This is a genomic window from Massilia glaciei, from assembly GCF_003011895.2.
In the GTDB taxonomy this organism is placed as follows: domain Bacteria; phylum Pseudomonadota; class Gammaproteobacteria; order Burkholderiales; family Burkholderiaceae_D; genus Telluria_A; species Telluria_A glaciei.
This window is the reverse complement of record NZ_PXWF02000273.1, coordinates 18,523-30,649: the sequence shown is the minus strand read 5'-3', so window position 1 is coordinate 30,649 and position 12,127 is coordinate 18,523. Positions and strand designations below refer to the sequence as shown.

Genomic DNA, 12,127 nt, shown 5'->3' with positions numbered 1-12,127 from the left:
CCTCGCCGGCGCTGCGCCGCGCCGCGCTGGCGGCCAACCCGCTGGTCGGCGACGAGGCGCTCGCCGGGCGCATGTTGGAGGCCGCGCGCGCGCGCTACGGCCGGGAGATCGCATGGGAAACCTGAAGGCCCGCCCCCTGCTCGACCAACTCGACTTCGACGCGTTCGAGCGCGTCGTGATCCTCTCGCCCCACCTCGACGACGCGGCCCTGAGCTGCGGCGGCCTGCTGCACGCCCTGCAGGGGGTGCCGACGCTGGTCGTCACCCTGTGCAGCGGCAACCCGCCGCCGCTGGTGTCGGTCGACGGCGCCAGCAAGACGCCGGCGCGGCGCGGGCATGTCAGTCCGCGCATCCGGCGCGCCGAGGACGTCGCGGCGATGCGCGCGATCGAGGCCGCCTACGTGCACCTGAGCTTTCCCGACGCCATCTACCGGCGCGGCCCGACCGGCAAGCTGATCTACCCGAGCGCGCGCGGGCGCTGGATCGCCCCGCGCGACGACGACGCCGCCCACATCGAGGAATTATTCCAGCTGCTGCGCAGGATCTGCCTCGACCTCGGCCCGATCCTGCTGGTGAGCCCGATGGGCATCGGCGACCATGTCGACCACCAGATCACCGCGCGCGTGGCGATGCGGCTGGCCGCCGCCGCCGCCGGCGCCAAGCTGCTGTTCTACGAGGACTTCCCGTACGTGGCCGATCCGCACAGCGGGCGCGGCGGCGACGGCCCCGAGGCCGCGCTGGCGCGCCTGCAGCTCGAGCCGACCGAACGCTTCGTGGTGCCGGTCGACATCGAGGGCAAGATGCGCGTGCTGCGCCACTACACCTCCCAGGTCCCGGTGCTGTTCGGCGGCGACGAGGGCATGCGCGCGGCCATCGCCGGCTACCAGCACGGCGGCACGGCCTGCGAATGCTACTGGCGCGCCGGCAAGGCGCGCGACAGGCACGGGAGCGCTCTCCCGGCGATAAATAAAGGGAACATCTTGTGATGGATTATCTGGTTTTCGGCAACGACGCCCTCGCCTGGGGCATCGCGGCCGCGCTCGCGCTGGCGGCGCTGGCCCTGCTGTACGGGGGCAAGCATCTGGTCCTGACGCAATTGGGAAGGATCGCCAGCCGCACCGACAGCCACCTCGACGACATCGCCGTCTGCGTGCTCGCCTCGACGGCGCGCCCGTTCATGTGGGCGGTGGCGCTGTACGCGGGGACGCAGGCGCTGGCGCTGCCGCCCAAGGCGCAGTTGTACATATCCAACGGCATCATTCTGGCCGTCCTGCTGCAGGTGGCGCTGTGGGGCGACCTGGCCGTCAAGGAATGGCTGACGCACTACCGCAATGCGCGCCAGGGCGACGACCCGGCCAGCACAACCTCGACGGCGGCGCTCGGCTTTGTGGCGCGCGCCATCATCTGGCTGGTGCTGGTGTTGACGATCCTCGACAATTTCGGGGTCGACGTCACCACGTTGATCGCCAGCCTTGGCATCGGCGGCATCGCCGTCGCGCTGGCGCTGCAAAACATCCTGGGCGATTTGTTCTCTTCGCTGTCGATCGTGCTCGACAAGCCGTTCGTGGTCGGCGACTTCATCATCGTCGATGGCGTGGCCGGCTCGGTCGAGTATGTCGGCCTGAAGACGACCCGCTTGCGCAGCCTCGGCGGCGAGCAGGTGATTTTTTCCAATTCCGACCTGCTCAAGAGCCGGATCCACAACTACAAGCGCATGGAGAGCCGACGCATCGCCTTTTGCATCGGCGTGACCTACCAGACGACGGCGCAGCAACTGCGCGCGCTGCCCGGCATGATCGGCGAGATCATCAAGGCGCAGCAAAACGTCCGGTTCGACCGGGCGCACTTCAAGTCGTTCGGGGCGTCCTCGCTCGACTTCGAGGTCGTCTACATCGTCGCCAGCGCCGACTACGCGCTCTACATGGACCTGCAGCAGGCGATCAACCTGGCCTTGTTCGAGCGCCTCGGCGACGCCTCGATCGAGTTCGCCTACCCGACCCAGACGCTGCACCACGTCGCGGTCGATCCCGGGCCCGCGCCGGCCAAGGCGCCGGCTTCGCATGCGTTCGACAAGGCCGCCGCATGAAGGCGCCGCAGCGCCGGCGCCCCCTGGCACGCCGCGTGACCTTGTGGAGCCGGCGGCTGCGCCAATGGCACCGCGCGAACCAGCGCGACTTCCGGCACCTGCTGGCCTGGCTTTGACCAGGCGGCGCCAACGGCGCGGCGGCGGGGCGCGGCCTGCGAACGGCAAGGCGGCCGGTTGGTCCCGGCTCATCCCGTAATGGCGTTGACTTAAGCCGTCGTGCGCTGAATTAGCGCTTAAGACGCTTCAGAAATCGTACCGGGGAAAATTGATAAAACTTAAATCCACATCGTCCTCGCGTAGGCGGGGACCCATGGAGCAGTTGCTTTGAGCCACCGCTCTATGGGTCCCCGCCTTCGCGGGGACGATGTCGGTTCATTACGGCCCATCCCCGTTTGCCCCGCCCCCCGATATTTTCCGTATGCTCCCGTCTATTCGTTCAGGCGGGCGGGCGCGCCGTGGACCGCGGCCGCTGGCGCCTTCGACACGCTTTGCGTAAAGCGCACCGAAACCCGCAAGCCCGTCTGCGGCGCGCGGGAGTCGGACAGTTCGATGCTCGCCCCCATGCTTTCGGCCACGGTGCGCGTGATCGCCAGTCCGAGCCCGGAACCGATCTCGCCGTTGCCCAAAACCCGGTAGAAGGCGTCGAACACGCGCTCGCGCTCCCCGGGCGCGATGCCGGGGCCGGTGTCGTCGATTTGCAGCGTGACCAGTCCGGGCGCGCCGAGCACCGTGATGTCGACCCGTCCGCCGCGGGGCGTGTAGCGGATCGCGTTGTCGATCAGATTCTTGACCAGCACTTTCAGGTCGACGCCGCGGGTGTGGACGATGCCGTCGTCGTCGTTCATCACACCGAGATCGATATCCTTTTCCTCGGCGATCGGCACCAGATCCTCGAGCACCTCGCGGATGACCTGCTGCAGCGACACGTTGCCCGACGCTTCGAGGCGCGACTCCTGGCTGCGCGCGAGGGTCAGCAACTGGTCGAGCAGGACCCGGGTGCGGCGCAGGCCGGCGCTTAGGGCGTTGAAGCGGATGCGCGCCTCGTCCGGCATATTGGTCGCGCTCAGGCGTTCGGCCTGCAGCGACATGGCGGTCAATGGCGAGCGCAGCTCGTGCGCGGCATCGGCGATGAACCTGCGCTGTGCGGTCAGCGAGCGCCCCATGCGCACCAGCAGCGCGTTGATCGCCACCACGAACGGCCCGACCTCGGACGGCAGGCCGGCGTGGTCGAGCGGGCCGAGGTCGGCCTCGGTGCGCCGTCCAAGTTCGTCGGCGAGCGTCTTGAGCGGCTTGAACATCTGGCGCAGGAGCACGCCCATGAGCAAGACCAGCACCGGCACCAGGAACAGGATCGGCATCAGCGTGCGCAGCGCGCTGGCGCGGGCGGCGGCGTCGCGCACCCGCGTTTGCTGGCCGACCGCCACCCGCCCGCCCTTGGCGTTGGTCCTGACGAAGACGCGCCATTTTTCCCGGCCCACATAGACCGTGTGCAGGCCGTCCCGGAGCAGGTTGGAAAACACGGGCGGGCGCGGCGGGGTGGCGGCGGGCTGGCCCTTCTCGGTCCACAAAAAACGCACGACCACGCGCGCGTCGAAATCGACATCGCCGGCCTTCTCGCGCGCCAATGGCGACGAGGGCACCGCTTCGAGCCGGCTGATCAGGAAACCGGTCTGGCGCAGCTGGTGGTCCTGCATCTTGTGCGCCTCGTCGGTGGCCAGCGAGAACGAGATCACGCCGGCGCCGGCGGCGATGATGACGATCGCGAGCGTGAGCCACAACGACAGCCTGAATCTGAGCGAGGCCGCTACCGGCCCTTCGAAACCATCCATCCCACGCCCCTCACGTTCTTGATGACCTCGGCCCCGAGTTTCTTGCGCAGCGCGTGGATGAGGAATTCGACGGCGTTGCTTTCGACCTCCTCGTTCCACCCGTAGAGCCGGTTCTCGAGTTCCGCGCGCGACAGGATGGCGCCCGGGCGCAGCATCAGCGATTGCAGCAGGGAGAATTCGCGCGCGGTCAGGCGCACCGCCACGCCGTTGGCGTGCGCCTCGTGGGTCGCCGGGTCGAGCGTGACGACCCCGTTCGTCAGGATCGGGCTGCCGACGCTCTCCATGCGCCGCGTCAGGGCGCGCATCCGCGCCAGCAACTCGCTCATGGCGAACGGCTTGACCAGATAGTCGTCGGCGCCGCCGTCGAGCCCGGCCACGCGGTCCTCGGTCGCGTCGCGCGCCGTCAGCACCAGCACCGGAACGTCGTTCCTGGCCGCGCGGATCGCGCGCAGCACCTCCATGCCGTCCTTTTTGGGCAAGCCCAGGTCGAGCAGGATGAGCGAGTAGCTCAGGGCGGCGATGCTCGACAACGCGGCCTGGCCGTCGCACACCCAGTCGACCGCGTAACTGGCGTCGCGCAATTCCTGCTGCACGACGCTGCCGATCATGGGATCGTCTTCGACCAGGAGCACCCTCATGCCGGCGCTCCCACGCGCGGTCGAAGGCCTGCGCGGGCGCGGGCAGCGGCGGCTTCGGCGCGGCGCCGGCCTTGCCGGAGTGAACTGTGCAGTGCGCGCTGTGGATGATGCAATGGGACCCCTTTTGACATGATGGACGCGGTGGTGCGCGGCGACGTTGTGAGGAGCCCGCACAGCAATGATATAGGAAATCACTTAGCCAATACTTAGCGCGGCGCGCGCGTTGCGGCGGGGCCGCGTTTGGACCGGGCACGGTTGGATTTGCGGTTTGCAATGAAAGTTGCAAACGTATATTCTTGACCCACGTTCCACTCCCCAGCACCACCCATCGATGCCGTGCGCCCCCTGCGGTCGATGGGGAAATCCAATAGAACATGGTAATTAAAACGGAAAATTTTCGGCGCCGCGTGCGCTTGATGGCCGCCAACGCCGCCGCGCCGCCACTGCGGCGTGCCGTCGCGCTGCCCATGGCGCGTCCGATCGGGGGCCCCATCACGCGCCATATCGCGCCTCACCTGCGCCCCGGCCCGCCATGAGTACAAGCGCCATCCCTGACGACGTGAAGCGCTTCATCCTCGTCAGCATCCATTCCGTTCCCTACCTCGAGGCGATGCTGTTGTTGCGCAACGAGGCGAGCGCGCCGTGGGACAGCAAGCGCCTGTCGCAGCGCCTCTACGTGAGCGAGAAAGTCGCGACCGTCTTGCTGGCCCAGCTATGCGGCGCCGGCGTGCTCGAATCGGCCGACCGGAGGGCGGACCTGCTTGCCTATGCCTACAAACCCAATTCTGAGGAACTCGGAGAGATCATCGACCGCCTGACGGCGACCTACGCGAAAAATCTGGTCGATGTCACCAACCTCATTCATTCAAGAACCGACAAGAAGGCCCAGGCCTTCGCCAACGCCTTTGTATGGCGCAAGGACCCCTGATATGGCCGCAACAATCTACGCGCTGTGCGCTCTGACCGCCCTCGCCTGCGCCTGCCTGATACTGCGCAGTTATTACCAATCCAAATACCGGCTGCTGCTGTGGAGCGGACTGTGCTTCGCGGGCTTGTTCATCAACAACTTGATATTGATGATCGACCGCCTCATGTTGCCGGCGACCGACCTGTCCACCTGGCGCCTGCTGGCCGCGCTGGGCGCGCTTTTGCCGCTCCTCTATGGCCTGATTCTGGAGGATGAATAATGGTTCTGCATGCGATGATTTCGGGCGCCATCGCCATGGGATCGATTGTGGTCAGTCTGTTCTTCCTGCGCTATTGGAGAAGCAGCAAGGACCGCTTCTTCCTGTACTTCGCCGCCTCGTTCGCGCTCGAGGCGGTGACCAGGGTCATGCTCGGATTGTCGTCGCCCGAAAGCGAGGGCGCGCCGCTGTTCTATCTGACGCGCGTCGTCGCCTATGGCTTGATCCTGATCGCGATCTACGAGAAAAACAGCGGCAAGAAGAGCTAGTCCAAGAGCTAGTCCAGGAGCTAGGGGCTGCCATCGGCCTCGAGCACGACGGCGAGGACCCGCTCGGGCCCGGTGCAGCCGCGCTCGCGCTGCGCGCCGTATAGGTCGCCGGAGGTGACGCGCTGCGCGCGCATGGCCGATGTCAACTTTCGAAGAACATGGCGTGCTCCGCCCCGGCTCAGAGCGGCAGCGCAGCGACGCTGAACGCCGGCTGCGCCGACAAGGGCAAGATGCGGTCGCCCTCCCAACCGAGCCACAGCAAGGGCGCGCCCGGCGCCGCGCTGGCGACGCGCCCGTCGGCGCCAATGGTCAGCTGCGAGAGCTGGTCGAATTCGGCCCCGGGGTCGCTTGCGCGGAAGCGGTTGAGGCTGGCCAACGTGGTGAACAAAAAAAGATAGCTGCGGGTCGGCGGCTGGCGCCCGGCCGCGCCGATGACGCTGAGCAGGTAGTATTCCGTGAACACGTTTGCCACCCGCAATGCCCCCATGCCGGACTGCTCGCCGAGCACGGGGTTGCTGTTGACGACGGTGGGGAACATCATCACACCGATCGCGTCGGCGATGAGGCCCGCGCTCGCCGGCGCGACCTGCCGGAGGCGCTGAAGCTCCCTGAAAAAATCGGTCTCGATCTGCAGGCGCAGGCGGTCGCGCTCCGGCACCGTGCTCAAGGGACTGGTGTCGACGCAGGCCGATACGAAACCGGCCGCCGCGGCGAGGCCGACGGCGTCGAGTAGAAATTTGCGCCGAGACGGCACCATTTTGCGGCGTTCCATGGATCTTCCTTTGCCGGCAGTCGTGGCCCTTGGCGCAGCCCGACACGCCGGCCGGCCATCTGCGCACCAATGGTATGACTGCGCCGCCGGCCAACGGTTCAGACTTGCCCGCCCGGTGACGCGCGGCCCGCGCGCTGCCGAACAGGGGCGCCGTGCGACAATGTTCGCCCGGCCCGGTCTCGGCGCCACAGCGAAGTTCACCACAAACTATGAAAATTGCCGTTTTTAGCGCACAGCCTTACGACCGCCTCTTCCTTGACGAGGCCTTCGGCGCGGCCGCCGACAAGGTGGAGCTGGTCTACTTCACGGAGGCGCTCGCGGCGCAGTCGACCAGCCTCGCCGCCGGCTGCGCCGCGGTGTGCGTGTTTGTGAACGACAAACTCGACGCCACAGTCCTAGGGGCGCTGGCGGGCCTCGGCGTGCGCGCGGTGCTGCTGCGCTGCGCCGGATTCAACAACCTCGACACGGCCAGCGCGGCCAAGCTCGGCCTGTTTGTCGCCCGCGTGCCCGCGTACTCGCCCGAGGCGGTAGCCGAACACACGCTCGCGCTGATCCTCACACTGAACCGGCACACCCACCGGGCCTGGCTGCGCGTGCGCGACGGCAATTTCTCTCTCGATGGTCTACTCGGCAGCAACCTTCACGGCAAAACCGTCGGCTTGGTCGGGCTGGGCAAGATCGGCATGGCCGCCGCCCGCATTTTTAAGGGTTTCGGCTGCACCGTCATCGGTTCCGACCCGGCCGCGCCCGACCAGTTTGGCGCGCACGGCGCGGTCGCGCCCCTCCCCGAGCTGCTTGCGGCATCCGATTACGTCTCCTTGCACTGTCCTCTGACACCGGCAACCCTGCACATGATTGACGCCGCCGCGCTCGCGCGCATGAAGCCCGGGGCGATGCTCATCAACACGTCGAGGGGCGGCCTGGTCGACACCGTGGCGGTCATCGCGGCGCTCAAGTCGCACCGGCTGGGCGGCTTGGCGATCGACGTCTACGAGCAGGAGAGCGAACTGTTCTTCCAAGACCGCTCGGCCGACATCATCGGCGACGACGTGTTCCAGCGCCTGATGACGTTTCCGAATGTGCTCGTGACGGGCCACCAGGGATTCTTCACGGTCGAGGCGATGCGCGAAATCGCGCAGGTGACGCTGCACAACCTCGAGTGCTTCATGCAGCAAAAACCGTGCGCGAATCTCGTGGAGGGCTGAATACGCCATTCATTTTTGAATAGCGCAGGCTGGGCTATTCAAAAACGAATAGTCACGCCGCGAAATACCCGAGCCACAGCCGGTGCACGCCGATGTGCAACTCGGGCTCGAAATCGCGCGCCAGGCCACGCAGCGACTCCTCCTGCAACAGGGCGCGCAGCGGTTCGGGATACGACAGCGCCTGCCACAAGCCGAGCGTGAGCGAATACGTATGCAGCAGCAAGGTCTCGCCGCTGCCCCCGGGCGCGAGGCCGGTGCGCTGCTCCAGGTGGCGTCCGGCCTGGCCGAGCGCGCGCGCGAGCCCGGTCTTGAAGCGGCGCATCGGCTCGACCGGCAGGTTTTGCTCGAGCACCGCGTTGGCCAGGGCCGCCAGCGGCAGCAGGTCGGCGCTGTCGGCGATCAGGCGCACGTAGTGGTCGGCGAACGCCTTGGCGGTGTCGCGCCCGCCGCGCGGCAACCGATCGAGCGCGGGAAGCAGGCGCGCGAACAAGGAGCCTAACGCATCCTCGAGCAGCGCGACAAAGATTTTCTCCTTGGTCCGGAAATAGAGATAGACCGTGCCCTTGGCCAGACCGGCCGCGGTGGCGATGTCGGCCACCGGGGGCAGCACGCCGCGCTCGCGGTACAGGCGGTGCGCGGCCGCCAGCAGCACGCGGCGCCGGCCCTCTTTTTCCTCGTCCGACATGGCGTTGCGGCCCATGCGTTCCTTTCCGGTTCAGTTTTTCATCAGCGCCGTGGCGACCTTGCGCTGGACCATGCGCGGCATCAGCCGGTTCGACCACGCCGTCAAGGCGTTGAGCCAGCCGGGCACGATCGACGTCCGCCCGGAGTATAAGGCCTGCAAGCCGATGCGCGCCACCGGCCGGCTTTGCATCATGACCATGCGCTGGTACAGGGTGGCGCGCTGGCCCGGGACCGCCAGGAAGCCGGTGGCGGTGATTCCGGGCGACAGCACCGTCACCGTCACGCCGCGGCCCTTCAATTCTTCGTGGAGCGCCTCGCCGAACAGCAGCACGAATGCCTTGGTGGCGCTGTAGGCCGCGTAGGTCGGCGTGGCCTGGATCGCGCCTATGCTTGCCACCAGCAATATCTTGCCGCTGCCGCGCGCCGCCATCGGGCTTTCGAACGCGTGCGTCAGTTCGGTCAGCGACGCCATGTTCAACTGCATCATGTCGAGCGTGCGCGCCAGCGGCTGCTCCATGAATGGGCCGAAGACGCCGTAACCGGCGTTGTTGACCAGTATCTCGACGTCGATGCCCTCCTTGTCGAGCCGGTCCTTGAGCTCGACGCCCACCCCGCCGCGGGCCAGTTCGATCGCCACCACATGGGTGCGCACGCCATGGGTGGCGCGCAGCAGCGCCGCCAACGCCTCCATCGGGCCGGCCGAGCGCGCGGCCAGCACCAGGTTGGCGCCGCGCTCTGCCAGCAGGTGCGCGAAGTCGACCCCGAATCCACTCGAGGCGCTCGTCACCAGTGCCCACTGCCCTTTAAGATCTTGTTGCCTTGCCATGTTCGACCTTCATTAACTGACCATCGGTCATTTCATGTGAATTATTGACTGACCGACGGTCAGTTGTCGATCGGGATTTGCCGGCCAAAGACTGCGAAACCGTTCGATATTTCCAATTAGGAAAATGACGAAACCATGAGTAACAAGTATATTTAGGCCGGGCGCCTGTGCAAGGGAAGTGGCACAAGTGACAACAACAATATGAAGGCGCGTGGCATTGGACGGACCGTGTTCGGGCTTGTCGCTGCGCCATTTATGTGATTTTCAGGAGGAGACGAACGATGAGTGTTAACAAGAAAATTGCGGTGCCGGCCTTGCTGTTCGCCCTGGGCGCCACCGGCGCGGCCCATGCCCAGGATGAGAAATCGGTGAAGGTGGTGCACTGGTGGACATCGGGCGGTGAGGCGGCCGCGCTTAAGATATTGAAGGATGATGTCGCCAAACGTGGGTTCGCCTGGAAGGACAGCGCGATCGGCGGCGGCGGCGGCGAGCCGACGCCGGCCAAGCTGCGCGCGAGTGCCTCGCCGGGCAATTCGCCCGATGCGATGCAGTTGCTTGGTTTTGCCATCAGCGACTATGCGGCGGAAGGCTTGCTCGGCAATGTGGACTTGGTGGCCAGTAAAGAAGGATGGGACAAGGTGGTGCCGCTGCCTCTGCAAAAATTCTCCAAGTACAAGGGAAAGTGGGTGGCCGCGCCTGTCAACATCCACCGCACCAACTGGATCTGGGCCAACAAGGCCATCTTTGACGAACTCAAGCTGAAAGTGCCGACGACCTTCGACGAACTGGTGGCGCATGCCGACAAGATCCGCAAGGCCGGTTACATTCCGCTGGCGCACGGCGGCCAACCGTGGCAGGAGGCGATCATCTTCGACAGCGCCGTGATGTCGGCTGGCGGCCCCACGTTCTACAAGCAGGCCTTGGTCGATCTCGACCCGGTGGCGCTGGGCAGCAAGACGATGGAAAATGCTTTTTCGCAGATGAAAAAGCTGCGCACCATGGTCGACCCCAACTTCCCGAACCGCAATTGGAATCTTGCCACGTCGATGGTCTACCACAAGAAGGCCGCGATGCAGATCATGGGCGACTGGGCCAAGGGGGAATTCGCCAAGGGACACATGAAGCCCAATGTCGACTACCTGTGCTCCCAGTATCCGGGCACGGATGGCACCTTCATCTTCAGTTCCGACCAATTCGCGCTCGTAAAGGCAAGCGACAAGCGGATGGCCGGCCAGTCCGATTTCGCCAGCGCGGTGATGGACAAGGGCTTCCAGGAGAAGTTCAATATCGCCAAGGGTTCGGTGCCGGCGCGCACGGACGTGTCGATGGAAGGGTTCGACCACTGCGGCAAGAAGTCGATGGCCGACCTCAAGCAGGCTATGAAGGCGGGCAGCATGGTGAGCGGTTCCTCCTCCTCAATGCGCATTCCGGTGCAGGGAGCCGTGACTGGCGTGGTGAGCAAGTTCCATAACTCCAATATATCGCCCGCCGAGGCGACCAAGCTATTGCTGGCCGCCGTCAATAACAGCAAGTAATCCCCTTCGGGTGGACCGGCGTGGCTATTGCCGCTTGCCGCTTGCGGCCTCGGCGCGGTCCTGCGGTCAATCCGATGCGCAGGCTACTGGCAGCGTGTCGGATTTAAAGGAAAGTGGCTGCAAATCCGTCTGGGCGGTCCGGATTGCGTCGTTGGCCTGTCCGCTTCGGGGCCCGCATCATTGACGTCTCTCATGCCGTAGCCTTGGGCGCCGCCTAACATGGACCCGCGTTCTGCCCAACGGGGGTTGCGAGATGTCTTACAAAACTATTCTGGTCCATGTGGACGACTCGCCGCAGGCGGCCGAGCGCGTCGGCGTCGCCGCCGGCCTCGCGCAGGCGCACGGCGCACATCTGATCGGACTGGCACTGACCGATGCGTCACCGCTGATCTACTACGTCGGCGGCGGGTTCGACATCAGCGACCCAAGCCTGGCGAGCCAGCTCGAGGCGTCCAGGCAAGCCGCCGAGAAGGCACTCCAGCAGTTCGAGTCCCTAGCGCGAGGGATCGGCGTGGCCTCGTTCGAGCGGCGCCTTGAAGATGGCGAGGCCTGGCCCGGGTTCACCTTGCAGGCGCGCTACTGCGACCTGGTCGTGATCTGCCAATCGTCCAACCAGGCCGATGCCCCCAGATATGCGGCCGATTTTTCCGAGCACGTCGTGCTCAATTGGTGCCGTCCGACATTGATCATCCCCGCCGCCGGACATGTCGGCCACCCCGGGCAGCGCGTCCTGATCGCATGGAACGCGGGCATGGCGGCGGCCCGCGCGGTCGCCGGCGCGCTTCCATTGCTGCGCCGCGCGCGGCAAGTCGACGTGGCCGTGTTCAATCCGGAACGCGAACCCTACGATGCGCACGGGGCCGAACCGGGCGCCGACGTGGCGCTCTACCTTGCGAGGCACGGCGTCCGGGTCGGGGTCAAACCGCAAACGATCGATACCAGCGTCGGCGACGCCTTGCTCTCGGCGGCCGCCGACTGGTCCTCCGACCTGGTCGTGATGGGCGCGTACGGCCATTCGCGTTTCCGCGAACTCATACTGGGGGGCACCACGCGCACGGTGCTGCAATCGATGGCAGTACCCGTGCTGATGATGCACTAGC

14 protein-coding genes are annotated in these 12,127 nt (G+C 66.0%); 8 read left to right on the top strand and 6 right to left on the bottom strand.

Features of this window, described 5'->3' with window-relative positions; genetic code table 11:
• Positions 1–112: 112 nt before the first annotated feature.
• Positions 113–985, top strand: a complete 873-nt coding sequence (locus C7C56_RS20150) for a PIG-L deacetylase family protein (protein ID WP_106759153.1) — start codon at positions 113–115, stop codon at positions 983–985.
• Positions 985–2,085: a mechanosensitive ion channel family protein gene (locus C7C56_RS20145; RefSeq protein ID WP_106759152.1), complete on the top strand. Its 1,101-nt coding sequence runs from the start codon at positions 985–987 to the stop codon at positions 2,083–2,085. The genes C7C56_RS20150 and C7C56_RS20145 overlap by 1 nt, the downstream gene beginning before the upstream one ends.
• A 428-nt stretch (positions 2,086–2,513) precedes the next feature.
• On the opposite strand, the gene C7C56_RS20140 is transcribed toward C7C56_RS20145, so the two are convergent.
• Together C7C56_RS20140 and C7C56_RS20135 are read right to left on the bottom strand one after the other, a co-directional pair.
• A complete protein-coding gene (locus C7C56_RS20140) occupies positions 2,514–3,914 on the bottom strand; it encodes an ATP-binding protein (RefSeq protein WP_106759151.1) in 1,401 nt (466 codons plus the stop codon).
• Entirely contained in the window at positions 3,890–4,552 is a 663-nt protein-coding gene (locus C7C56_RS20135; RefSeq protein WP_106759150.1) for a response regulator, read from the bottom strand. Before C7C56_RS20135 ends, C7C56_RS20140 begins: the two co-directional genes overlap by 25 nt.
• Positions 4,553–5,084: 532 nt before the next feature.
• Between C7C56_RS20135 and C7C56_RS20130 the strand changes: the two genes are divergently transcribed.
• From C7C56_RS20130 to C7C56_RS20120, 3 genes are read left to right on the top strand one after another with little or no spacing between them, the layout of a single operon-like run.
• Positions 5,085–5,480: a hypothetical protein gene (locus tag C7C56_RS20130; RefSeq protein WP_106759149.1), complete on the top strand. Its 396-nt coding sequence runs from the start codon at positions 5,085–5,087 to the stop codon at positions 5,478–5,480.
• Position 5,481: 1 nt separating this feature from the next.
• On the top strand, positions 5,482–5,739 hold the full coding sequence (locus C7C56_RS20125; RefSeq protein ID WP_106759148.1) for a DUF5985 family protein: 258 nt from the start codon (positions 5,482–5,484) through the stop codon (positions 5,737–5,739).
• Positions 5,739–6,005 (top strand): DUF5985 family protein, encoded by a 267-nt coding sequence (locus C7C56_RS20120; RefSeq protein ID WP_229458884.1) that lies wholly within the window; start codon positions 5,739–5,741, stop codon positions 6,003–6,005. Before C7C56_RS20125 ends, C7C56_RS20120 begins: the two co-directional genes overlap by 1 nt.
• A gap of 20 nt (positions 6,006–6,025) precedes the next feature.
• On the opposite strand, the gene C7C56_RS30350 is transcribed toward C7C56_RS20120, so the two are convergent.
• Both C7C56_RS30350 and C7C56_RS20115 read right to left on the bottom strand, forming a co-directional pair.
• Positions 6,026–6,151 (bottom strand): DUF421 domain-containing protein, encoded by a 126-nt coding sequence (locus tag C7C56_RS30350; protein WP_267874721.1) that lies wholly within the window; start codon positions 6,149–6,151, stop codon positions 6,026–6,028.
• 32 nt (positions 6,152–6,183) lie between these two features.
• On the bottom strand, positions 6,184–6,777 hold the full coding sequence (locus C7C56_RS20115) for a lipid-binding SYLF domain-containing protein (protein WP_106759147.1): 594 nt from the start codon (positions 6,775–6,777) through the stop codon (positions 6,184–6,186).
• A gap of 209 nt (positions 6,778–6,986) precedes the next feature.
• On the opposite strand from C7C56_RS20115, the gene C7C56_RS20110 reads away from it, so the two are divergent.
• Entirely contained in the window at positions 6,987–7,982 is a 996-nt protein-coding gene (locus C7C56_RS20110) for a 2-hydroxyacid dehydrogenase (RefSeq protein ID WP_106759146.1), read from the top strand.
• Positions 7,983–8,034: 52 nt separating this feature from the next.
• Here C7C56_RS20110 and C7C56_RS20105 read toward each other — a convergent pair whose 3' ends face one another.
• Positions 8,035–8,682 (bottom strand): TetR/AcrR family transcriptional regulator, encoded by a 648-nt coding sequence (locus C7C56_RS20105; protein WP_106759145.1) that lies wholly within the window; start codon positions 8,680–8,682, stop codon positions 8,035–8,037.
• Positions 8,683–8,697: 15 nt separating this feature from the next.
• A complete protein-coding gene (locus tag C7C56_RS20100) occupies positions 8,698–9,492 on the bottom strand; it encodes an SDR family NAD(P)-dependent oxidoreductase (RefSeq protein WP_106759144.1) in 795 nt (264 codons plus the stop codon).
• Between the two features lie 281 nt (positions 9,493–9,773).
• Between C7C56_RS20100 and C7C56_RS20095 the strand changes: the two genes are divergently transcribed.
• Together C7C56_RS20095 and C7C56_RS20090 are read left to right on the top strand one after the other, a co-directional pair.
• Positions 9,774–11,027 carry an ABC transporter substrate-binding protein gene (locus tag C7C56_RS20095; protein ID WP_106759143.1) on the top strand — a complete coding sequence of 418 codons (1,254 nt, stop codon included), beginning with the start codon at positions 9,774–9,776 and terminating at the stop codon, positions 11,025–11,027.
• Positions 11,028–11,280: 253 nt separating this feature from the next.
• Positions 11,281–12,126: a universal stress protein gene (locus tag C7C56_RS20090; RefSeq protein ID WP_106759142.1), complete on the top strand. Its 846-nt coding sequence runs from the start codon at positions 11,281–11,283 to the stop codon at positions 12,124–12,126.
• The last annotated feature ends 1 nt before the right edge of the window (position 12,127 follow it).